Annotated in this window: 18 protein-coding genes; 5 read left to right on the top strand and 13 right to left on the bottom strand. The window is 56.4% G+C overall.

Translation table 11 applies throughout. From position 1 onward, the window contains the following. Positions 1–36 precede the first annotated feature (36 nt). The gene (locus ACR3ZL_RS15850; protein WP_473652147.1) at positions 37–1008 is read right to left on the bottom strand and encodes a Gfo/Idh/MocA family protein; all 972 of its coding nucleotides are present in this window, start codon (positions 1006–1008) and stop codon (positions 37–39) included. 135 nt (positions 1009–1143) lie between these two features. After that, complete coding sequence (locus tag ACR3ZL_RS15845; protein ID WP_486172763.1) at positions 1144–3876, bottom strand: tetratricopeptide repeat protein; 2733 nt, start codon at positions 3874–3876, stop codon at positions 1144–1146. A gap of 129 nt (positions 3877–4005) precedes the next feature. On the opposite strand from ACR3ZL_RS15845, the gene ACR3ZL_RS15840 reads away from it, so the two are divergent. Beyond that, the gene (locus tag ACR3ZL_RS15840) at positions 4006–4962 is read left to right on the top strand and encodes an NAD-dependent epimerase/dehydratase family protein (RefSeq protein WP_473652149.1); all 957 of its coding nucleotides are present in this window, start codon (positions 4006–4008) and stop codon (positions 4960–4962) included. 168 nt (positions 4963–5130) lie between these two features. Here ACR3ZL_RS15840 and ACR3ZL_RS15835 read toward each other — a convergent pair whose 3' ends face one another. The 3 genes from ACR3ZL_RS15835 to ACR3ZL_RS15825 form a co-directional block, all read right to left on the bottom strand. Then, entirely contained in the window at positions 5131–6138 is a 1008-nt protein-coding gene (locus ACR3ZL_RS15835; RefSeq protein WP_473652150.1) for a transglutaminase-like domain-containing protein, read from the bottom strand. Between the two features lie 292 nt (positions 6139–6430). Next, positions 6431–8287 carry a Gfo/Idh/MocA family protein gene (locus ACR3ZL_RS15830; protein ID WP_486172762.1) on the bottom strand — a complete coding sequence of 619 codons (1857 nt, stop codon included), beginning with the start codon at positions 8285–8287 and terminating at the stop codon, positions 6431–6433. Positions 8288–8395: 108 nt separating this feature from the next. Then, positions 8396–9346: a DoxX family protein gene (locus ACR3ZL_RS15825; protein WP_473652151.1), complete on the bottom strand. Its 951-nt coding sequence runs from the start codon at positions 9344–9346 to the stop codon at positions 8396–8398. 438 nt (positions 9347–9784) lie between these two features. On the opposite strand from ACR3ZL_RS15825, the gene ACR3ZL_RS15820 reads away from it, so the two are divergent. Both ACR3ZL_RS15820 and ACR3ZL_RS15815 read left to right on the top strand, forming a co-directional pair. Continuing rightward, a complete protein-coding gene (locus ACR3ZL_RS15820; protein ID WP_473653546.1) occupies positions 9785–10198 on the top strand; it encodes a 6-pyruvoyl trahydropterin synthase family protein in 414 nt (137 codons plus the stop codon). Between the two features lie 181 nt (positions 10199–10379). Next, a complete protein-coding gene (locus ACR3ZL_RS15815) occupies positions 10380–11567 on the top strand; it encodes a Gfo/Idh/MocA family protein (protein ID WP_473652152.1) in 1188 nt (395 codons plus the stop codon). A gap of 88 nt (positions 11568–11655) precedes the next feature. Here ACR3ZL_RS15815 and ACR3ZL_RS15810 read toward each other — a convergent pair whose 3' ends face one another. The 7 genes from ACR3ZL_RS15810 to ACR3ZL_RS15780 form a co-directional block, all read right to left on the bottom strand. After that, positions 11656–13158, bottom strand: coding sequence for a PLP-dependent aminotransferase family protein (locus ACR3ZL_RS15810; protein WP_473652153.1), 1503 nt, complete (start codon positions 13156–13158; stop codon positions 11656–11658). Positions 13159–13293: 135 nt separating this feature from the next. Further along, complete coding sequence (locus ACR3ZL_RS15805; RefSeq protein ID WP_473652154.1) at positions 13294–14139, bottom strand: sugar phosphate isomerase/epimerase family protein; 846 nt, start codon at positions 14137–14139, stop codon at positions 13294–13296. Between the two features lie 257 nt (positions 14140–14396). Further along, positions 14397–15353 (bottom strand): ABC transporter ATP-binding protein, encoded by a 957-nt coding sequence (locus tag ACR3ZL_RS15800; RefSeq protein ID WP_473652155.1) that lies wholly within the window; start codon positions 15351–15353, stop codon positions 14397–14399. A gap of 4 nt (positions 15354–15357) precedes the next feature. Beyond that, the gene (locus ACR3ZL_RS15795) at positions 15358–16296 is read right to left on the bottom strand and encodes a protoheme IX farnesyltransferase (RefSeq protein ID WP_473652156.1); all 939 of its coding nucleotides are present in this window, start codon (positions 16294–16296) and stop codon (positions 15358–15360) included. Positions 16297–16366: 70 nt separating this feature from the next. Then, positions 16367–17455 (bottom strand): COX15/CtaA family protein, encoded by a 1089-nt coding sequence (locus ACR3ZL_RS15790; RefSeq protein ID WP_473652157.1) that lies wholly within the window; start codon positions 17453–17455, stop codon positions 16367–16369. Continuing rightward, positions 17455–17628: a hypothetical protein gene (locus ACR3ZL_RS15785; RefSeq protein WP_473652158.1), complete on the bottom strand. Its 174-nt coding sequence runs from the start codon at positions 17626–17628 to the stop codon at positions 17455–17457. Before ACR3ZL_RS15785 ends, ACR3ZL_RS15790 begins: the two co-directional genes overlap by 1 nt. After that, positions 17625–18908, bottom strand: a complete 1284-nt coding sequence (locus ACR3ZL_RS15780) for a c-type cytochrome (RefSeq protein WP_473652159.1) — start codon at positions 18906–18908, stop codon at positions 17625–17627. The genes ACR3ZL_RS15785 and ACR3ZL_RS15780 overlap by 4 nt, the downstream gene beginning before the upstream one ends. 419 nt (positions 18909–19327) lie before the next feature. Here ACR3ZL_RS15780 and ACR3ZL_RS15775 point away from each other — a divergent pair, with 419 nt between their 5' ends. After that, the gene (locus ACR3ZL_RS15775; protein WP_473652160.1) at positions 19328–19696 is read left to right on the top strand and encodes a hypothetical protein; all 369 of its coding nucleotides are present in this window, start codon (positions 19328–19330) and stop codon (positions 19694–19696) included. Positions 19697–19835: 139 nt separating this feature from the next. On the opposite strand, the gene ACR3ZL_RS15770 is transcribed toward ACR3ZL_RS15775, so the two are convergent. Then, positions 19836–20822, bottom strand: coding sequence for a DUF1571 domain-containing protein (locus ACR3ZL_RS15770; protein ID WP_473652161.1), 987 nt, complete (start codon positions 20820–20822; stop codon positions 19836–19838). 156 nt (positions 20823–20978) lie between these two features. Here ACR3ZL_RS15770 and ACR3ZL_RS15765 point away from each other — a divergent pair, with 156 nt between their 5' ends. Beyond that, positions 20979–22238, top strand: a complete 1260-nt coding sequence (locus ACR3ZL_RS15765; protein ID WP_486172761.1) for an alpha/beta hydrolase fold domain-containing protein — start codon at positions 20979–20981, stop codon at positions 22236–22238. Positions 22239–22241: the final 3 nt, after the last annotated feature.

Here is a 22241-nt window from a genome sequence, read left to right as displayed (position 1 = left end):
TGCAAAGATGCATCAGGGCGGAGCATACGGCTCTGGTCAGGAGGGCGTCGGAATTCCAGCGTTTTGGTAGGCCGCTTGCAGCAGGTCGCTGGTTTGCTTGCCGACTTGGCCGCTGACCGTAGGGGCTCGGCCTGCGATCAATGCTGCACTGAAGTCTTCGATTAACGGAGCGTGAAGATTCTCGGCGGGAGGATGATGTTCGACCGAATCGCCCGCAACCGTCCGCACAATCATTTCGCCCGCGTTGAGGTCTTCAATTGCGATTCGTCCATCCGTTCCAATGATCTCCAAACGATCGGGGACGTCGTGGGTGCCAAAGAAGCATTGCAGAACACCATGTGCCCCGCTGGCGAACTGCAAGATCAAGCTGGCGGCTTGTTCGGCTTCGTAGTCCGGGGAAGCGACCATGCAAGCTTGGACACCGGAGACACCGCCGAGCAGTTGCAGGAACACGTCAACGCGGTGGCTACCGATGTCCATCAACGGTCCACCGCCGCCGCGAGCCCGGATGACGCGCCAATCGTCGGCTGGGAAACGGAGCGGATTGCCAGTCACGCAACTGATTGATAATACGCGGCCTAAAGCTCCCGATTCGATCAGTTGCTTTGTCCTCAACACGGTCGGGTAAAATCGGCGGTAGTAGGCCACACCAAGCTGGACATCAGCCTGCTTGCATGCGGTCAACATTTGGTCGCATTCGGTTGAACTGAGTGCCATTGGTTTTTCGACCAGCACGTGTTTGCCTGCTTGAGCGGCAGCCAGGGTTTGCGGCAGATGACAATCCACGGGCGTGGCAATGTATACCGCATTCAGTTCCGGCAAGGCGAGCAACTGTTCGGCGATGGTGAAGCGGTGGGCCACCTTGAACTGGTCAGCGAAACGATTCAACTCCGGTTCACTGCGGCGACACACCGCGACCAGTTGTGAATCAGGATCGTTTTGAATTGCCGAAGCGACACGCTTGTTCGCGATGTCGCCCACACCGATCAATCCCCACCGAATCGTCATTGTCGTACTCTTGTGTCTGAATGTAGCCGGTCAAGTGGCCAACAATAGACACCGCAGGCGGTCATCGGGCGAGCCGTCGGCGAATGGTTTTCAGATGAGACGCGGACAAGGGTGACGCCTGATTTGCAATCACCGTTAACGCTGAAGCGTCGAACGCGAGCCAGTCGCTTGATCGAATCGAGACGTCATCCATTCCAGGTACTTTTTCCAACCCGGACGATCGAAGCGAGTCATCTCTTCAAAACGGTCGTCCCACTCGTCGCTGATACGAGTCAGGACGACTTCGGCTTGGCTAACGATCAGGTTGGCTTCCTTTTCACGTCCTAGGACCCGGACCATTCGTGCTTGTCCCAACAATGCTTCTAAGGCTGGTGGCTCGTTCATGTAACGCAGTGACATTTCGCGATACGCGTCGGCGGCTTCGGTGTACCGTGCCATTGCCTTGAGCGTATCGGCCTGACCGAGCAACGAGTTTCGTAGGATCGCCTTTTGTTTCTCGCTAAGATCGATCTCACGTTCGCGGACGTCCATGAATCGTACCAGTGAAGAAAACTGGTCCAACGCCGTTTGACGAAACCGGCTGACCTTTTGTCGAAGATCTCGCTTTGCGGGTTCCAACAAAGAGTCCGATTGCACCTCGGCTTCCGGGTAAGTCGCCGCCAATAATTGACCGCGGGCCAACAGGTAGGCTGACGCTTGGGCACGAGGCGCCGGCCAGTATCGTTCAACCGACTCGTTTAACCGACGAAGCGACTCGTTGAGAATCGGTTCGGTCTCTTGCAGTCGGGCGATTCGTTCGGTGATATCCAGCTCCATTGCCTGCAGGATCCGCAGGTCACTTTGGGCGTATAGCAATTCGCCAAGTGTGTAGAGCGAGTCACGCCAGATGGGACTTTGTGGTGTTAATTGGCCATCGTTCAGATTGGCTTCCAGGAATTGTTTTGCAGTGTCGGCATCCTTTGCGTCGGCGGCAGCTTGGGCTGCAAGCAGTCGAGCTTCGTAACGCATCGGGTCACGAGGGAATTCAGCGATACAGGTTTCCAAAGACTTCATCGCATCGAGCGGCTTGCCTTCGGCCAACAGTGCTCGCCCGTGAGCGACCAGACCACGCGGTTGTCGCTTTCGCTCTTCATAACGCAGGTACTTTTCTAGCAGCGTCGCGCTTTTGGAGAAGTGTCGTCCACGTTGATAGGCGTCAATCGCGGACCACAACGTCGGAACATAGTCATCGGTATTGAATTGGTCCTCCGCTGCAAACGCGAAGGCGTCGCCGGCGCCGCGGAACTTGGCCCGTGCGGACTCGAATGACTGCCGGCTAACTTCGCCAACCGGATCGCGGCCGGCCTTCAGAATCGATTCACCCCAATCTCGATACGCGGCACCCTTTTCAATTTCCGATTCCGCTTTGCCAAACAGATCCGACACCGTACCGGCGATTTCAATGGTCGCTTCATACTCTTCGGCGTTGCGGAGTCGTTCGAGGATACTGCGGACTCGCGTGCGAAAGTCGTCGGCACGGTGAGCGGTGAAGTGTAAGTGACGGCTTTGAACGATTTCGCGACTGAGGTAGGTGGCCGTTTGCAAGACTTCGTCGCCAAGTCCCATGTCGGCGAGTAACTCCATCTCGGAGATGCCGCCTTCTAAGCCTTCGTCGCGGAAGGGGCGTTGTTGGCGCACCAAGGTCAGTTCAGCCAGTGCGAGGCCGCGTTCGCCCGCGAGCAGCATGGCGTGCGAGCCGATGATCTGTGCTTGTGCGGCGAGCTTGGGATCCGTTTCCCGTTGCATCTCGCCGAGCTCTTTTAGCAGTTCCAGCAACTTCTTTCGTTGTTCGTCGTCAATCTGCTTCACCGCAAAGGTCGGTACGCCAGCGACCACGATATCGCCCGGTACCGGCTCCAACGCGAGCAGTGTGTCTTTCACCTTCATTCTCGCATTGGCCAGTTTGAGCTCGTCGTTTGCCTTCAACGCCCAGCCCTTTTGTAGACCGACATCGGGCTGAATGCGAAGCTTCGCGTTTTCAATGATCCGTTTGGCTTCGTCAAAGCGTGCCAGGTCGATCAACCATTGCAATTTGAGTAGCTCCGTTTCTGTTCGCTTCTGAACGTCCAGTGATTCCAACGCCAAGACTTGGTTGATCTCGTCGATCGCTTGAGGCAGGTTGGTGTGTTGCTGCTTCGCTCGGGACGTTGCCAGGGCTGGGGTTAGCGTCGTGCGTAGAGTCAGGTCGCGGTCGATCGCTTTTTCGAGGCAGTGCGTGGCATCTTCGTAGCGTCCCATCTCGAAGTACGACATTCCCAGCATGCGGAAGCCGGCCGCTTCGCGACCTTCGGGGAAGCCAGCGTCTCTCGATTTTTCCAGCGGCGGAAGAGCTTTTTCGAGAATATCACGGCGGTCGGCCGGCAACACTTCGTCGATGGATTGTTGATAGAGACCGGCGCCGATCAGGAAATCTTGCAACACGACCCAGGGTGCATTGGGATCCTCAGGCGGCTCTTCGCCCTCGGCCAGCTCTTCCGATGCGTCTTGCTCGGTTTCCGCTGGCGGTTCGTTGGGATCTTTGGCGGCGATCGTAACCGAACTGGCTAACTCCCCAGCGACGACTAGGTTGCCGGAAACGTATTGGGCCGACGCGACGCGTAGTGTGTCTAAGGCCGAAATGTTCGAACTGCTTCCCCAAACCGAGAACAAATAGCCGAAGCTGACGATCGTCGCTAGCGTCGCCGCGCCTGCAGCAACCACCACCAAAGAGGGGCCTGATTTGGCGACAGGTTCAGCCGGTTCGGGGGTACCATCGGTGGCCATGAATTGCGAACGACCGTGACGCCAAACGCGCCAATTGTAGGAAAACGGAGTAGTTAGTTGGTCCATACCAAAACAAACCCCTCACCGGCAACGTGAATTGCCCCGTGAAACTGCAGGTCGCAGCAACCGCCACCGTTCCAAATTTGCTAAAACGTGGGCATTCTGATTATCTCGTCTTTTTGGGGAACCCTTTCCTTGCCCGCACGCCAGACTCATTCCGGTAGTTCCAACTCTCGCAAAATTTTGATTACCGGCGGCGCCGGCAACGTTGGTGGTTCCCTTGCCTGCCGATTGGTCCAGTCGCCCGAAAATGAGGTGGTGGTGGTCGACAGTCTGATCACGGGTAGTGTGTCGAAGTTGCCACCGTGTGATTCACCCAATTTCCGCTTCATCAAAGCGGATGTGAATGATCTGGATGATTTGACGCCAATCATGACGGCACACCACTTCGATTACGTTTTCCACTATGCGGCGTTGGTCGGGGTGCAGCGAACGCTGGCTAACCCCGTCGCTGTGCTACAGGATATCGATGGCATTCGGAATGTCTTGTCGCTGTCCAAGAACACAGGCGTGCGGCGTGTTTTTTATGCCAGTTCCAGCGAGGTGTATGGCGAGCCGGTCGAGCTGCCGCAACACGAAGAGACCACTCCGCTGAATTCGCGTTTGCCCTACGCGATCATCAAGAACCTGGGCGAGTCGTATTTCCGGTCTTATCACCAAGAGTTCGGGTTGCCGTTTAACGTGTTCCGGTTCTTCAACACCTACGGCCCAAAACAAACGACAGACTTCGTCGTCCCCAAGTTCATCGAAGCGGCTCGCAAGAATCAGGACATCACGATTTACGGTGATGGATCACAGACTCGTACTTTTTGTTTTATCGATGACAATTTGGATACGGTGAGCCGGATTCTGGACGACGAGACGCTCGCCAATGAAACGATCAACATTGGCAGCGATTTGGAGTTCACGATATTGCAGTTGGCTGAGCGAATCATTGAGATGACCGGAAGCAAGTCGAAGGTCGCTCACCTTCCACCGCTGCCTGAGGGTGACATGACCCGGCGATGCCCGGACATTACCAAGATGAAAGAGATCCTTGGTCGTCCGCTGACGTCGTTGGAAAGCGGTCTGGAACGGATGCTGGCGGTTTAGCGTTCGCGGAAGTTTCGATAATGATGGTCGTGGACGTTGCGGTGAGTCCGTTTGTTTAAAGACTCGGTGGCTGGTTTGATATGCTAGCTGTTTTGGCTTAGGGACTCGTTGTATCGTCCACTACATTTGTTGTCCCGAGAGTGGGAGGAGTTGAGCGTTGGCGGACGGTTATTCGGCGACGGCGTTTCGAATGACTTCGAAACGCGGGGCCCGGCTACCGCGACGATCACAGCGGAAGTATTCGCTGACGTAGCGGACGGGTTTGCGTTGTTCGGGTGTTTTGAATCGATCCCCTTTTTGAACGATCGGGCGATCTTCCTGCATTTGGCCGAATTGTTCGGTCCCGGCGGCTTGGCAAGGGAACCAATAGCCTTCGCCGTCTTGCTCTAGATAGAACTCGGGATAGCAGTGTCCAGGCACCCATACCATGCGGGCCGGTACGCCGGCGTTACGGCATAACGCAACGAACAGGCTGGTCATGTCTTCACAATCGCCTTCGCCGGAATCTAACGCGTCGGAAGCGTTGCGAATCGGCCCTTCGACGTACCGCACTTTCTCGCGTACGGTGTCATAGATTTCACGCACTAATTCCCATGCTTTCTCCGGTGCATCGATGGCCAACTCGCGTGACAACGCACGGATGCGACCGTTGGTGGCATCGATCATTGGGCTGTTGCCCATGTAAGACCGCAACTCTCGCGGAATGCGTTTGGGGATAGCGAGTGAATCGGTGTTCTGGGGCGGTTGAACTTCGCGTTTGGTGATTCGCATCGTCACGACGGTTTGCATTGACGCATTCGCTGTCATTCGTGGAATCGACATCACGACTTGGCGTACGCCGCCATCCAAGTCCCGTAGTTGCACGTGCGCGATCGAACCATCGAATTCTCGAGTGATGACTTCGACGGTTTGTTCTGGCCAATCCATCGGGATCGGAAAGGTTGCAATTCCGTTGGTGAACGTAACCGGGGTGTCGATGGAAACGCCAAACCGCCAATCGGACTGTTTCTCGTTGACGTAATTCGGTTGCCCCGGTTTGGCGTCTGTCGATGAAACCGCTTCCGCCGTGTCAGCGGTCTCGTCTGCGTGAATGGGATTCAGACCAATATTGGCGGCGAGTAGGGCGACACCGGTACAGCCTAGGAAACGGCGTCGAGCGAACTGGTGGGCAGTCATGCGATGTTCCAGGAGGTGGGTGTTGGGACACGGTGTTGGGTCTATGGTTAGTCTAGTTACGCTGCCTACTTGCCGATGGATCACCGGTGGGACTCGTTCGAGAGTCTGGGCTTCTCGTACCGGATTTGCCGTTTGTGGCTGAATTAGGGGCTTGGGCGGATGCCTATTTGGAGTGGTACCGGTGGAGTCCACGAAAAAAGGCCACGGGTCTCAATTTTCCGGTTTGGAAATCGAGGCCAATGGCCTTTGCATGTTCACTGTACGAAATCTTGCCTGGATGCCAGGTCGATCGCTAAGCGACCGGTTTCTTCATGAACTTAGTTTCGGTCGCGATATCGCTATCGTCCGGAGTCGCGTCGCTGTCGACATCGAACCATTCTTCTTCGAACTTCATGTAGCCGCTCTCGCCGCGGTTGGCTCGCTTCAGAGCGACGTTGGTTCCCAATGCGATGACGGCGTCACCCATGGCGACGGCGGGGTAGCAACGCGGCTTGTTTTCGCCATCGGGGTTGCGGATGCAGTACGCCCAGTGTTCGATTTCTTCTTGGTAACCACGGCTAACCGGACCGGACGCAGCGGCTTGGGCAACCGGAGCGGCGTGGTCGCCGGACGCGGATGTGTCCAACGCGTAACCGCCACCCTTCTTCGCGACGCCGACTTTGCTGCTGGTGTCGCTGTTGCGATACAGGTACACGTCGGTTTCTTTGTCCAGAACCAGTGTTCCCTTGGATCCCATCACGACTTCGCCCCAACCGCCGAACCCGTTACCGTTGATCGACGAGTACGTGACAACGACCTTCTTGTTCGGGTCGGTTTCGTAACCGGCCACCGGATCGATTTGCTCATAGCCACCCTTGACCTTCTTGGACTTCGGATAGTCTTCGACACGGTCGTAATAGCCGACGTCAAACGTGTTGCTGTATTCCGGCCCAGGGAATTCGAACATGCAATACACATGGTCGCCGACTTCGCGGTCAACGGGCATGATGTGACGTCCGCCGACAGCGTGCACGCTAAGCGGATGTACCTTCTTGCCATCGTCCCGTAGCGAGCTCAGGAAGATGCTAACGGCGTCCAGTTGGTGACTGCCCAGTTCCGCCATCAAACCAGCACCGGTTCGTTGGAACAAACGCCAGCGGTGGAGTTCTTCCATCGAGGTGAACATCTTGTCGCCAACGGAGAAGTCGGTGTAACCGTGCTTCTTGGGGTCGACGTTCTTGTCAGCGTCCCAAGCTTGCCACAAGGCGATTTCTTGTTGCAGGCGAACGATTTCGTCGGGATCGCGAGTTTCAGCAAGTGCGCGTTTGCGATATTCGATGTCCTTGGCGATGCGATCGAAGTTTTCGCCGTTGACCATTTCGCCACCGGGAATCGGCATCGACCAACTATCAGCGCCGGGCAGGTTACCTCGGTGCCACTGAGCACGGATGTGGTGCAGTTGACCCAGCAATCCCCAACGGATCAAGTTGACCGCGTTTTCGTACTTTACGTTGTAGTGACGTTGGTGACCGGTCGCCAAGTGCAGCGGGTTGCCTTCCTTGTCTTTCAGTTCGCCGGCCATACGAGCCATGACTTTGCACTGGGCAACGTTGTGGGCCATCAGTTTTTCAGTCAACACGTGCAGGCCGCGTTCCATCGCCAAAGCGGCAACGGGAGCGTGCAACCAAAGCGGCAAGGCGATGATGACCGCCTCGATGTCTTTGTCTTCCAGGCATGCCATGATGCCGCCGTTGCTGCCATCGTAAACCTTGACGTTCTTGCGAGCTTCGGCTTCGTCTTTGTACCCAGCAACGCTGATCAAACCTGGACGTCGTTGCAATGCAGACGAGCTTGACCAGTCACCGTGGAATGCGCGGTGTTGGCTGTAGGGGCGAATGTCGCAGATCGCTTTCACGTCGACGTATTCAGGATTGCAGCCACCGAGCAACACGTTGCCTTCGTCGCCCGTCCCGATGACCGCTACGCGGACAGGGTCGTTGACTTTGCCGTAACCGAAATAGGCCGCACCGAGTCCAGCACCCGCAACGGCACCGGAGGCGACAATGCCACGCAAGAAGTCACGGCGGTTGACGTCGTAGTAACTGCCGACGGCGGAGTAATAATTGGCTTCACCAACGTCGCGTTGTTCTTTGGAAAGTTTATCGACCATGGCATTTCACTCCCATCGAGTGCAAAAAGAGACAGTGTATGGATGTAAGGATTGGTTGAGTGCGGGCCAGCGGCGGCGCCGAACTCGACGAGAGATCTGTTTGCGGACTTAGTGGGCCGCGGCGGAGCGGCCGTGTGTTTTTCGGACTAGCAGGTGCAGGAAGAAATCGATTCCAGCGAAGCGTCCCGCGCCGGTGGCGGCCAGGACCAAACATGCCAGTCCTTCAATCAACTGGTAATTGGACGAACTGGGGCCCGTGGTCGGCGGATACTGGCTCAGGAACACTGACAACAGGAAGCCTCCACAAGCCAAGGCTGCGACCGGGGTGAACAGACCCAGGATCAGCATCCAACCAATCGTCATGTCGAAGTACGGCAAAAGCTTGTCGATCACACTAGTATCCATCATCGCCAAGCGGGGTTTCTCTAATTCGTACGTTGGATGGCGGGTAATCTGTTCGGACGTGGCGACTTTCAGTTGGGCAGCTTCGTAGTTGTCCCAAATCGCGTCGATTTGGTTGAGCGTTGGATTGATTTTCTGGCCCAGTTCTCGGCGAACCGATTCACGCTGGCCGCCCAACGAGCTAACTCCATCGCGGACGGGGTCCTTGTCAAGCTTGTCGATTCTTCCGAGGCCAAGTTGGAATTCTTCGATGTCGTTGCCGTTAAGCTCAACGATGTATTCCCACTGATCAACGGCTGCGGCGTAGTTGCGCTGAGCCTGTTCCTTTTGGGCTTGGTCGAAACCGTAATGACTGGCAATGCGATCGCGGTAGGTTGCCCAAACGATTTTGACGCGTTTTTCGTCTAAGCGAAACTTACCGTCGTGGTCCCAAACCATTTTGCGGAATTCGCCGGCCATGGGGCCCTTGGCGTTTGCGAAGAACGGCTTTGCGGACCAATCTCCCGAGCGATACTTTTCAGTTCCCTCACTCAAGAAGTGATAACCGATCGTGATTCGCAAAATCACCAACATGATGATTGCGATTTGCCCCAGCACCCGAGGCGAAAGTCCGTAACCTACGGCCAGTCGTAGAGGAAACAGCAGGATTTTGGCCACTGAGCGTGGTCTCCGAGCGAGAGTGGGGGGGAAAGCGAAACGGCGGGGACAGGGGCTGGCTGGTTGACAACAACCGACGGTTCACTGGATAGGTTGCCGAAGCGACCTGAACCACCTAGATCAACCGGAGGGACCGAAGTCTTGTTTAGCCGGACGCGGATCGATGTGAATTCACGACGATCGGAACACAGCCCTGCTTCCCTAGTATGGCAGCTTGGGGGGAATTCGCCAACCGTCTTCTGATTATCACATTGGGAAAACGCGTTTTCGATTCACCCGGTTGGCGGCTCGCACGATTTCAATTGACCTGAACGGTCGCGTCGGTTGGTACGCCGAATCGCCGCCGGCCGGATTGCTGATACACTGGCGGCCTGAACCACCCATCCATTCCTCGTTCAAGTTCCCCTTCGGAGTCTCTCAGTCGTGTCGATTTCCATCATGCGTCGTTTCAGCTTTTGTGCCGGTCATCGACTGGTCGGTCACGAGGGCAAGTGCCAAAACCTACACGGGCACAACTACGTTCTGGAGGTTTACGTGACCGGCCAGAAACAAGACGCGGTGGGGCGAATCTTGGACTTCAAGCAACTGAAGAATCGTTGCAAGGGCTGGATCGACGAGAATTGGGACCACGCGTTCGTGCTCTGGCAAGAAGACCAGAACGGGCTCGATGCAATTCGAAGTTCGGAACCGCACCGGATCTACGAGCTGGATTCCAACCCAACGGCGGAAAACATGGCCAAACACTTCCTGGAAGTCGTCTGCCCACTGATCCTGGCCGACACCGGGGCGGCGGCTTACAAGGTGATCTTGTGGGAAAGCGAAGAGACTTATGCCGAAGTCACCTTGGACTGAACCCGTTTCGCTTGCCCGATGACGTTCGATTTTTAACCGTCATTGGGAGGGTGACACGTAATCGGATCCTGGTGTTCATTTACCCGCATCAGTTTTGCTACCATAACGGCATCTCCCCGCATCCATTGCTGTTCTTTCATTGCAGTTCATCCATGCCCGAAAAGTTTAGGATCGTTGTTTCGTGAAGCTTCGCGTCGGCTTGATCGGGTTGGGGGACCAGTGGCAAACAGTGCATCGTCCAGCGCTGCGGATGTTGAGCGAACGGTTCGATGTGCGAGCGATTCACTGCACGGTGTCGAAGTTAGCGGAAAACGCGGTTACTGAATTTCAAGCTGATCCCGTCGATGGGGTCCAGTCGCTGGTCAATCGCGATGACATCGATGCGGTTCTAATTCTGGAAGAAACGTGGCTAAAACACTTGCCTGCGCTGGCCGCTTGCCGCGCGGGAAAAGCGATCTACTGGGCGGCGGGGCTCGACTTCGACCCCGAGGGCGATGCAAGCTTCCGGACCTGTGTTGAGGAGACCGGCGTCGCGTTCATGGCCAGCCTACCACGTCGCTTTGCGCCGGCGACGTTGAGATTGAAAGAGCTGATAGCGACTCAATTGGGACAACCACGGTTGCTGTTTTGCCATACCCGAATCAGTTGCCCGGCCAGTCACAACGAGGCCCAAGCTCGCACTCAGATGCGTTCGGAATTGATCGAGTTGATTGATTGGTGCGGTTATATCGTTGCCGGTGAGTGTCAAAGCGTGATGTCGGCGAACTGCCTGCCCACGGATCCTTGGGACTACCGAGCGTTGAGCCTTCGGTTCAAGCGAACGAGTTCAGGGCCAGCGGTTCCGTTGCCGGCGTCGGCCACCAAGGCGTGGGAAAGTCCAGGGCCAGGAACATCGCGAACGGGCAAGCCTTTATCTCGCTCGAAAAGCAATCGTCTTGCGAACGCTCGACTTGGAAAGCCAGCCGCGAGCGACCCGGCCGAGTCCGCTGAGTCTTGTGAAGCGGCGCAGACGGATGAAGCAAGCTCACACGATTGGGTAACGGCACAAATCAGTTGCGGCAATTACATTCCCGCGAAGTGGCAAGAAGCGATCGGTTTCCGCCCACCGGCCGGTTTGCAGGTCTGTTGCGAACACGGTGTGGCCTTCATCGATCTGCCCGGAACCTTGGTTTGGTTTGATGAGGCCGGTCGGCATCAGGAAGCGTTGGAAATGGAGTCGCCCGTTGGCGAAAAAATGTTGGGCCAGTTCCACCGGGCCGTCACCAGTTTGGTGCGCAATCTCAGCGGCTTGAATGATGCCTTCGGTGCCGCATCGATCTTGCGAGCCAGCGAACAGAGCAGCCAAGAAGGCCGCCAGATCATTTTGTAGCCCACGACGGCTGGATGATCGGGCACAACATGGGCTGCATGGCAATGCTGGTGCTCCAATTCCTGATCCAACCATCTGGATCAGCTTGCTAGGCAAACAGGTCACTGATGCGTGATTGCTGTTCGGGTGAAATCCAACGCAGGTCGATGGCGAGGTCGTTTCCAGACGGCCGTAGCAGCAATCCGGTCGGGCCTTTCAACAAGCGTGTCGCAAGCTCGTGTGCGTCATCGCGGATTGACAGGACAACTTGCCGTGAGGCGATAGTCGACTCATCATCGGGGCTTATCCGAGCGGCTTGGTTATCGACGCGAACGGAAGTCACATACGGCGACCCGCTGAGTTGCGTCGCGAGTCGTTCGGCACGATCCCGCAGGTTGTCTTCGCTGGCGGATAACAAGCTGTGAACCGGAGAATGGCAAGAGGCTTCTTCCGCGACTGCATTCGCAGTCATGGCAATCTGGGAAGTGTCCGCCATCAACCAGCGAGCACGGTCATGGTCGATCATGCGAGCGATTGCACTCGTCTTGCCGACGACCAGTCCAACGCCGGTCGTTCCAGTTAGCGGCCCACCGGCTAAGACGACAACGTCCGCTCCGGCCGCAAGTTCACTTTGAATACTGTGCTGGATCCGTTTCGAACCGCCAGATTCTTGGGCGTCAAAACAGCTACCCGTTGGTACGATGACCACCTCGGTCATGCCTTCGGGACGATCGCCTTCCACGGCTGTTCCGGCAAGTCGAACCAACGTGACGCGACGTTCGCCGAAACGGGAACTCGGATTGCCAGGACGGCCTTGGTGACGAGACCCATTTCGTGATTGAATGTCACTGATGCGAACCGGAGCATCCGAAGCGATTGACCCGAATTCGTTCACCCCACCACGTGCGTAACGAGACAAGAAATCGGCGAGGGTGCCGCCTTGGTTCTTATCACATCCGGCGTTTGAACTTGCATTGGCATCTGCGTTGGATGACCCGTGATTGTCGCATTCGCTGGAACGGCAAGACTGGGTGACAGGCAAAGCCACCGCGCACTTCCGAGGTACGTAAAGCCGTGAACCAGGACCGCTCAGCAGAGCAACCATTGCGATGGCCGCATCGAAGCTGCTGGTGACCGCGACAGAGTATCCTTCTGGGTTGGAATCGGTGTTGCCACACTTTCGAGCAAACGTGGTTGCGATCTTGCCGCATAACGCCGCATCGACGCCAGAGACATGGGCGCCATCACCGCTCAGAAAAGGAACCGACGCGGCGAGCGTTTCTGAGGACAACGACATACCACTGCCCAGAGGATGCAGCAGCGTTCCCGAACCGTTGATCAGCCGTACCGGCACGGTCTTATCGGAAGAGGCGTTCCACAAGGACGCACCCCAGAAATCTCCACGGCTCCACGCGTCCTTGAGCGGACGAGCGGATGATTCAGCTTGTTTCAGCAGCGTGTCGACTTTCTCGCGAGCAACACGTGGTAGCTCGTCGACTAGCTTGCTCGCTTGTTCCTTTAGCGAAGCCGCGGTTTCCGGATCGGTCGCTTGCCGGGCGATGTCTTGAACGCCGCGGCGCAACAATTCGATGGTCCAGGGAGGAAGTGCCATAAAACATTCGTAAACGAGTGAGGGATTCGGCTGGACGCGATTCGAATCGGCGATTTGATCAGGATGGCCAGATCGGTTAACCCAACTTGGGTAGGCCGTTCTAGCCCTGCCCAAGCAATTCGCCTGAACGCGGTCCTAGCTGCGTTTTGCTACTTCAGATTTCATGAACGCCAAACCTTCGCGGCTAAGCGTCATTTCGTCAGAGAACATTTTACGCCAAATCTTGGTCGCTGCTGCAATTTCTGGAAGTGCCAGGCCAAATGCCTCGATGACCAGCCATCCGTCGTAACCGCTGCTGGCGATTGCATCGAAGTTTTCTTTCCAATTGATGCCGCCGGTTCCAGGCGTGCTGCGGTCATTTTCGCTGATATGGATGTGGAAAAGCTTGTCACCACCCGCATGGACCGCCTCGGTGACGCTCTTCTCTTCAATGTTGGAATGGAAGGTGTCGTACATGATTCCGCATGCAGGATGATCGACTTCGCGAACGAAACGCGTGGAATCGGCGTGCGTATTCAGGAAGTAACACTCGAACCGGTTGAGTGCTTCAACGCCCAGTTTGACACCGACGCTTTCGGCGTATTCGGCGGTTTGTCGCATGCTGTCGACGCCCCACTTCCATTCGTCCGAAGTCGGACCACCGCCGCTGAACAAACCGATCGCTGAGTGATACGGACCGACAAGCGTTTCTACACCTGCGGCAGCACAGCAATCCAGGGTCTTCTTGTTCAGTTCGACACCCTTGGCCCGAATCGCTGGATCGCAAGAAATCGGATTGTCTTCTTCATTGCGGATCGTCACGCCGGTACGGCCGAGGCCGAGTTCGTCCAGACGCTTGCCGATCTTGGCGTAATCGAGGTCGAGATTGAACAACGGCATTTCTACGCCGTCGAAGCCGACTTCTTTGAGTTGTTCACACACAGGCAGCAACTCGTCGGTGACTTCGCCGGACCACAACAGAAGGTTCATGCCGTATTTCATCAAGTTCGCTCGTTTGAGTTTGGGGAGGGGGGGGATGGGAATCGCGTTAGCAGACCAGTGTCGACAATTCGGCCAATTTGTCCTACGGTTCGTTCACGTCGGCTTGGATTGTGGCTCGCAAACTTGGTCAGGCAACGTGCATTGCGTCAAGCGCGGCTGTCATTGCGTTTCCAAGTTGGCCGCGGCTGTCCAAGTTCATTCGCCCAGTCTGGGCAGGTCGAATTTTGGCAGGCCAGATATTAGCACGAACCGCCGCGTTATTCTACAAACGCCTTGCCGGTCTTAGCCACAAAGACATCTTCCAAACTGGCACGGCCAATCGTGATGCTGTGTGCGTTATCGCCGATTTGGCGAACGACGTTGCTAAGTAAGTCCGACACGTCGATACCACTAGCGTCGACGTTGATTCGCAGTGTCTTGTTCACACGTTGAACGGGCAGACCGAGTTCGACACGAAGGGTTTGTTCCGCGGCGTCCATGTCGTTGGCCACCACCGTCAACACACGATCGCCCACTTCCCGTTGCAGCTCAGCGGGCGACGCGTCTGCAATCTTGCATCCTTCGTCCATCAAGACGACCCGCGTTGCCTTGGCTGCTTCGTCCATCAGGTGAGTCGTCAACATCACTGCGACACCGTCGGCGGCGAGTTGTTCGAGTGAGTCCCACAACGCGAGTCTCGCGGACGGGTCCAAACCAGTGCTGGGCTCGTCCAGCATCATTACGGACGGGCGATGCAGAAGCCCCTTGGCCAGTTCGACTCGACGCTTTAAGCCGCCCGAAAGAGTTTGGCAAATTTCGTCGCGACGGTCCGTTAACGAAAACTGGTCCATCAGCTCGTCGCACCGGCGATTCAGTTCCGTGCCGCTGAGTCCATAGAGGACTCCCTGACATCGCATGTTTTCCAGCACGGTCAGCTTGATGTCCAAACTGGGAGCTTGGAAGATGATGCCCAAACTTCGGCGGGCCGACATTGGATCGCTGGATATGTTGATTCCATCGATCAACACCGTTCCGCGTTGAACCGGAACCAAAGTGCTTAGGACACGAAAGAGGGTCGTTTTGCCACTGCCGTTTTTTCCTAGTACCGCCACGACCTCGCCGCCGGTTACCGTCAGACTGACCGCGTCGACGGCCAGTTTGTCTCCATAGGAATGGGACAGGTTCTCGACGACGCACGACGAGGCGGAAGGATTGACGGTGGGTGGAGCATTCACGCGATCAAAGACCAATCATTCGAAGTGTCGTCACAAGCAGGACGGCCGGAAGGACAACGAGCGACCAACGCAACATCTTGCGAGCAGTCACGTCTTGCGGATCCTGTTGAAACTTCAACGCCGCTTTCATCAACGGCCAACACGCTACTAAAACCAGCAACGCTGTGATGCCGCTAGCAACCGTCGCGATCACTTCGCCGGCGGGAGCCACGCATAACACGACGCCCGATGCCGCCATCGCGAGTGTACCAAAGATGCTCTGCCACGCGGCGTGTCGTCCGGTTGGCTCGACCGTGGTCGTCATGCAGAAGCCAGCTTCGCCGTACTGGCGACGATACAACCACGCGATCGCCATGAAGTGGGGGTACTGCCACGCGGCCAGAATTCCAAACAACATCCATCCGGCAACTTGTTCCATGGTTCCGCCGGCGGCGGTGTATCCGATGAACACGGGTAAAGCTCCCGCTATCGCGCCCACGGTGGTGTTCCAAGCGGTTCGCGTTTTCATGGGAGTGTAAATCAACACATACAAAACCCAAGTCGCCAAACCAACAATTGCGGGCGTACTGCCAAAGATCCATGCCAGCAAGAACGTGCCAATCAACAAACCGGACGCGGTCAACGTCACGCCTGTCACCAATGACATTCGTTTGGACGCCATCGGCCGGCTCGCGGTGCGGGGCATCAACGTGTCGATCACACGTTCCCAAACCTGGTTCGCTGCTCCGGCGCTACCGGCCACCAAGCCGGTGCCAATCAGAAGCACGATCCACTGGAACGCCGATAGACCTGGCAACGACTGAGACGCCACGGCAATCCATGCGGACGCCACCGTCGTGACCAAAATCATGGTCACGATCCGCGGTTTGGTCATTTCGACCACATCTCGAAAGACGCTCGGTTCCGCCTTGGTTACTGCCGCTGGCTCGGGCACGTCAGTCATTCCGATAATGTCCGTAGCCACCATCGGCCTCGCAATAAGAACTAGTTGAATAGATTGGAAACTCGCACGGCTAGGGGGTCGAGATCGATCGAAGCACCCAGCGACGCCGGGCCAGTCGTACAGCCAACAGCGTCGAAACGGCCAAAATCAGCGATCCCGTCGCGACATGACCCGTCACAACCCAAGCGTCGAGCAAGTTTTTCGCTTGCAGCAAATACGTATCGCTGCCCGGCAGCGATTGCAGGATCGGCGGGTAACCGTAGTTCACGACCCAGGTGCCGACGCCCAAACAAATCTGCACGCCCACAAAGCATATCAATCCAGCCGCAGGACGCGAGAGCGTCAAATCGCCGCACCGCCGCATTCGCCAGTACGTCAACGCCGTCAACGCCCACAACACAAACGCGATGGTCACGTGAGTCGTCACGGTATGACTGAATCCAGCCTCGCTAGCCGTTGGCAAAGCATGACGCAACAACGCCCCCAGCACCAATTGAAGGTACGCCAACGCAGCCAAAACCAGCCCCCAAGAAACTCCTGGCGATGAAGCCTGCAGTTGAGCAGTCTCGCCGGAATATTCCTGCGATGAGGAGGCTGCGTTTGCCTGATCGCTGCTTGCGGCCGCGAGCACGCTCGGTCGCGACCAACGTCGGCCTGTCACGCACGCCGCGATCACACAAAGAGCAAAGAACAGCGGACCGGTGCATCCGTGAACCATGGCCAATGTTCGAGCACTCATTGTAACCCGCAATCCGCCCAGGACTCCCTGGCCGATGACGGCGACCAGCACGCCGGCCGCCAACCACTTCACCCAGGTGCGTGATTCCGATGCCCAAGTCGCGACCAGGAATCCGATGGCGATGAAGCCAACCAGGGCTCCCAGCAACCGGTGCCCGTGTTCGATGAACAGGTCGAACGGCCCGAGTAACCAGGTCGATAGCGGGTAGAGGAACAAGTTGTAGCCATAGGTTCCCGGCCAGTCCGGGACCGACATTCCAGCGTCATAGGTCGTGACCAACCCGCCGACCCAAATCAATGGCCAAACGAGAATCACCAAGGTCCGTGCCAAAAGCGGCGACCAACGCGATGCCCCGCCAGAAGCCTTAACAGTAGGTTCGCTTGGCGTCGCCGCGGTTTCATTTCGATCGGCCTCGCTCATCAACGCTGGCTCCGATCGTAGTAGCGTTCACCACTGATGCCACCGATAACGGTTCCACCAGCACCAAACAAAGCCGCGAAGACCATCCCGCCTAAACCGAACAGGGACATCAATACGAGTCCGGCAACCAATCCAGTGATCGCGCCGATGGTTCGAAACGTTTCTCTTGTCATAGTTTAATCAGTGATTCCACATAGGCGACTAAGTCCCAAGCTTGGTCTGGAGTTAAGCCCGTCCCCACGCCTGCGTTTTCATCAATGTCCAGACTCGGCATCGGCGTTCCAGCAATGCCTTCGTGGATTCGGCGATAGATCGTGTCGGGATCCGAACCGCCGTGGATTGCGCCGCCGGATAAAACTCGCGGATCGATCACGCGAGGCGGCAACGCACCGGCTTTTCGGAACGGCTTGGTGGCGTCCTTGTCTTCCGGAGCCACTCCGATTCGTGTCGTGAACTCCTTGGTCCAGTCGTCGTAGTCCAGCGTTGGCAATCCGCCGGCGCCTTCCGGACCGTGACAGCCGACGCAATTGGCGACCTTTCCGTGAAAGATCTCCTTGCCTCGCTGAATCGATGATTCCAGGTCGCCAATCTCCGGCCGCGGCGGTACCACTGACGGTTCCGCGTTAAGCCATTCGAACACGGTGTCCTGCAAAACCTCGACAACCGTCGCTTGCCCTTCCGTCATTTCCGGTGCCTGATCTGCCGTTTCAATAGCCTGGTTTGCGGAACCGCTATTCGCGTTACCGTCATCACCACCGGCAAGCTGAGAAGAAACCAGCGTCAACCGCAGTTCCTCTTCTGGGGGCCCGGTGTCGTAGTCGAGGTCGTCGACCGCTCGGGCCAACAGTTCTCGTTCGACTTCCCCGCGAACGGAAAGGTAAATGACGTAGTCCACCAAAGCCTCAAGCTCACTAGGTGGAACGATCGCGAAGCTGGGCATCGGTGACCCGGGAATCCCATGGGTCAAAACCCGCTTCAGGTCTTCTCGGGTGGGTTTTGAGCTGCGTTGGGTTGACTTCCATTTGAAGATGCCAGCACGGAAATCGCGAGGATAAGGGACCTGGAACCGCGATGCCGGACCGTTTCCGCTTCCGGAGATCGCATGGCAAATCACGCAGTGTTCCTGATACAGCCCCGTATGCAGGTTCGCTTCGTCGCTGGTGACCCCGCCGGCCGCTTGAGCCAGCCGTTCGGGCGAAACGAGCTCGCGTTGAGCTTGATTTAGCAGCAATTCGGCCGGCCATTTGGGCTCCGCTGGAGTGCCGAAAAGCTGTGACACAATGGCCGAAACGTCGTCAGCGGCAGCCGCGGTCGGCACACTTCGAGACTTTTCCAGCGACATCGCGCGGACGCCATTAGGTTGGAACTGCGGCGGCGCCTCGCGGCAACCGGACAGCCCAATGCCCAAAATGACCACAAAAAGAGCGGCAAAACGCGACATCAAACCTAACATTGGAAAAGGACCTTGGCTGGAAACGGTCTATTGTCTCGATGAACTCAATTGTGGAAACCCGGCTGGATCTCTTTCGGAGGCCGTGTAACCGTCACAACAGTTCCAGAAATATCGCATTCCTGTCGCTCGGATGGACGCAGACCGAGATTTCCTAACGTAGCGTTTCAGTGAGCCTCCCTACCACTTGCGGTCAGTCGCCCTGTTTAGCGGCCAACCACATCGAGTGCGAAGCATTTTGGGGGCAGTAATAAGACCCCCGTTTTTCGAAGCACGGCAAGTCAGTGTTTCGATACGTAAAGTGCCAGTACGCGTATGTGCCCTACACGTAGAGTGCTAAGCATCCTCACGTTGAGTGCTTAGCGAACTGAACTTGGCAAACTGAGCGACCGTTAACCTCGTGCGATAAGGAATCCAGCTTCATGTCTTTGACCCCTTCATTTTCAGATGCATTGACGTCTCACTTCGCCACCGGCAGCAGTACTGCTAGGTCAAGTGCTGCATCGGTGACTCGGACTGGAACATCGTCGGAAGGACGAAACCGAGAATCATCCAACGACGCTTCGGAACCCGGCCGAGATCGCCGACGCGGTCGCGAAGGTTCAAGCTCGGGTCGTGCTGGGGTCGAACGGCGTCAATTTGGTAGCTCGCACAACGACTTGTCCTCCGACGGTCGCGAACTGGCGGCTGCGATTGATGCCTACAAGCTTCAGCATCACCGCCGGTACATCACATGCGACGAAATGCTGCTGGTCATCCGCGAGCTGGGCTACGAAAAAGCCACTGTTTGAAAACCTGAGTTCAACGCCTTCGCAGTCTCGCGAAGGCGTTCTGCATCATACGATCAATAAGTGATGCATCGTACATCGACCGGTCCCATGGCACAGGAATGCTGGAAGAACGGGATCAAGGTCAGGTGGTAGCTCGCGATTATTCTTCCGAGTCTTCCGTCTCTTCACGGAACAGATAATCAGGATTCGAGCGATCAAAATCGAGATCGGTTAACTTCGCATCCAAGTCGATCTTGGTGATCACGTACTGTTCCTGCAATACCGGTGCGTCGTTGTCCTCTTTGGGCCATGCATAAGACGCGAAGTACACCGGCATCTTCAGCTCTTCGTCGATGTACACTTTGGCGATATGGAAATCGGATTCAGGGTGCCGGTTAACCTGTTTGATTTCAACGTGCTGGCAGGGTCGACCGTCAACCTTGGCATCGGCAAAGAATCGGATTTGAAACCGCTCGTCTTCTCGCTGCGATTCCATCCGAGTCAAAATTTGGTTCAGCATCGGCAGGATCCCGGTCTGCTCGATTGAATAGTTCGTATCCTGTCGTGCCAGACGTCCGTCGGGGTTCAGCTTCAAAGTCAGGTTCGGCAACCGGGTACCACCGCGACGCACCAAGATGTCGCCGTCCAGCTCATTTTCCACGTACAAAACTTCACGACCCGCAACATCTTTGGGCTTCAAAAACTTTGCGTAGATCGATAGAGGCTGCTTCAGTTCTTCGCCTTCAACACGACGGTCTCGAATCTTCAGCCGTAGGTACTGTGCCGGTTCCAGCTTCCCGTCGATGGTTTCCTGCTTGACTAGCAAACACGTGTATCCATCAATCTCTTTTTCAAACCGCTCCTTCGCGCGTTTTGCCAGTGCAACAAGTGGTTCTAACGAATCCGGCGGCGCAATCCCCGGACCAGCCGTCTCGACCGGTTCTTCGGACATCGCTTGAGCATCGCGCTGGTCATCCCCATCCAGTTTCGCCGGATCTGGATCTGAAACTGTGACCGCTTCGCCACTGGGTGCCTGCAATTCATCCGCACCCACCCAACCGCCGAAGCCAACAACCATCGTCGTCAAAAACAGCGACCGACCAACCAACCAAGCCAATTCGCAATTCGAAGAACGTGTTTTCATCATTAAGATCAGTCCAAGATGTGCATCACCGCCCGCGCAGGATTATGGGGCAGTGGTTTCCGATACGGCGTCGCCAACAGTGTAAGCAGGCTGGGTAAACCAAGGGAACCGAGATGTTCTATTCGATTGGGGATCCAGGGTAAGAAAATTTGAAGCGAGATGCCCACTTGGGTACGTTGGTTACGCAGTTTTGCGGCCGCACGTTTTAATGCGTGTGAACGCCCCGGGGCCGACGGGACTTTTCACTTTTTTGTCGAAGCGGTCGGTGGAGCGAAACAAATGGGATTGTGGGGTGTTTCAAAAAGCATGAAAAACTACAGCCCAATTCTCCTTGGTTTACTTGTCTGTGCCGCTGGATCTCTGAGGCCGGGGTTCGCGCAGGAAGCGGATCCGGCACCGGCCCAATTGGCACAGCGTCGTGCGGAACTCTCGAAGCGATTGCTCGAACGCTTCCCGGCGGCCGATGCGGACGGTGACGGTGAACTGACGTTGCGCGAAATCCGTGAGTTCCGAGCGAGGAACGGGAACCAGCGAAGTCCAACCCAGCGGCGTGCTGCGATCGCTCCACCCGCTGCTCCGGTTGCCGATTTTCAGTACGGCGAGCATCCGCTACAACGATTTGATCTTTGGCCCGTTCCCGATGCAAAGGAGCCGACACCGCTAGTGATCTTCATTCACGGCGGCGGATTCCGAAGTGGGGACAAAGCAAGATTCCCGCAACATGTGATCGAAAAATATCACAAGGCTGGCGTCGCATTCGCCGCGATGAACTACCGACTTTCTGATTCGGGACCCTATCCCATCATGATGCACGACGCGGCTCGTGGATTGCAAACGATTCGCCATCATGCTGAAAAATGGAACATCGACGTCAACCGGATCGCAAGTTATGGAGGTTCCGCTGGGGCCGGGATTAGTTTGTGGTTGGCCTTTCATGATGACTTGGCCGATCCGGAAAGTGACGATCCGATCGCGAGGCAGTCAACGCGACTTATCGCGGCGGGGACAATGAATGGCCAGTCGACCTACGACATGCACACGTTCCGGGAATGGTTCGATGTGCCCGATCTGGAAATGGATCGTGCTCTTCCTCTGTTCCTGGGAATTCAAACTGATGCGGAGCTTAACGAACCTCGCGTCAAAGCGATGATGAAGGACGCTTCGCCGATCACGCACCTTAGTGACGATGATCAGGTTGCAATCTATATGACCTACAGCCGCCCGAACGAAAAAATTACCAAGTCATCACCGTCGGCGACTTGGGTGCATCACGTCTTGCTTGGTTTGAAACTCCAAGAAGCAATGCATTCTCGCGGTTTGAAGTGCTACGTGACCGCTCCAGATATTGCTGCCAAAGATTGCCCGTACAACTCGCTTGAAGAGTTCTTGATTGGACAAGTTACTCAAAGCGTCGAGTGATCT

The organism is Rhodopirellula sp. J20-39 (genome assembly GCF_057365095.1).
This window is presented reverse-complemented; position numbering and strand designations above follow the sequence as displayed.

What these genes read in the sequence shown, in the direction of transcription:
- ACR3ZL_RS15850 (WP_473652147.1), bottom strand. Translation starts at nt 1,008, where the DNA reads ATGACGATTCGGTGGGGATTGATCGGTGTGGGCGACATCGCGAACAAG.
- ACR3ZL_RS15845 (WP_486172763.1), bottom strand. Translation starts at nt 3,876, where the DNA reads ATGGACCAACTAACTACTCCGTTTTCCTACAATTGGCGCGTTTGGCGT.
- ACR3ZL_RS15835 (WP_473652150.1), bottom strand. Translation starts at nt 6,138, where the DNA reads ATGACTGCCCACCAGTTCGCTCGACGCCGTTTCCTAGGCTGTACCGGT.
- ACR3ZL_RS15830 (WP_486172762.1), bottom strand. Translation starts at nt 8,287, where the DNA reads ATGGTCGATAAACTTTCCAAAGAACAACGCGACGTTGGTGAAGCCAAT.
- ACR3ZL_RS15820 (WP_473653546.1), top strand. Translation starts at nt 9,785, where the DNA reads ATGCGTCGTTTCAGCTTTTGTGCCGGTCATCGACTGGTCGGTCACGAG.
- ACR3ZL_RS15810 (WP_473652153.1), bottom strand. Translation starts at nt 13,158, where the DNA reads ATGGCACTTCCTCCCTGGACCATCGAATTGTTGCGCCGCGGCGTTCAA.
- ACR3ZL_RS15805 (WP_473652154.1), bottom strand. Translation starts at nt 14,139, where the DNA reads ATGAAATACGGCATGAACCTTCTGTTGTGGTCCGGCGAAGTCACCGAC.
- ACR3ZL_RS15795 (WP_473652156.1), bottom strand. Translation starts at nt 16,296, where the DNA reads ATGACTGACGTGCCCGAGCCAGCGGCAGTAACCAAGGCGGAACCGAGC.
- ACR3ZL_RS15790 (WP_473652157.1), bottom strand. Translation starts at nt 17,455, where the DNA reads ATGAGCGAGGCCGATCGAAATGAAACCGCGGCGACGCCAAGCGAACCT.
- ACR3ZL_RS15785 (WP_473652158.1), bottom strand. Translation starts at nt 17,628, where the DNA reads ATGACAAGAGAAACGTTTCGAACCATCGGCGCGATCACTGGATTGGTT.
- ACR3ZL_RS15780 (WP_473652159.1), bottom strand. Translation starts at nt 18,908, where the DNA reads ATGTTAGGTTTGATGTCGCGTTTTGCCGCTCTTTTTGTGGTCATTTTG.
- ACR3ZL_RS15775 (WP_473652160.1), top strand. Translation starts at nt 19,328, where the DNA reads ATGTCTTTGACCCCTTCATTTTCAGATGCATTGACGTCTCACTTCGCC.
- ACR3ZL_RS15770 (WP_473652161.1), bottom strand. Translation starts at nt 20,822, where the DNA reads ATGATGAAAACACGTTCTTCGAATTGCGAATTGGCTTGGTTGGTTGGT.
- ACR3ZL_RS15765 (WP_486172761.1), top strand. Translation starts at nt 20,979, where the DNA reads ATGCCCACTTGGGTACGTTGGTTACGCAGTTTTGCGGCCGCACGTTTT.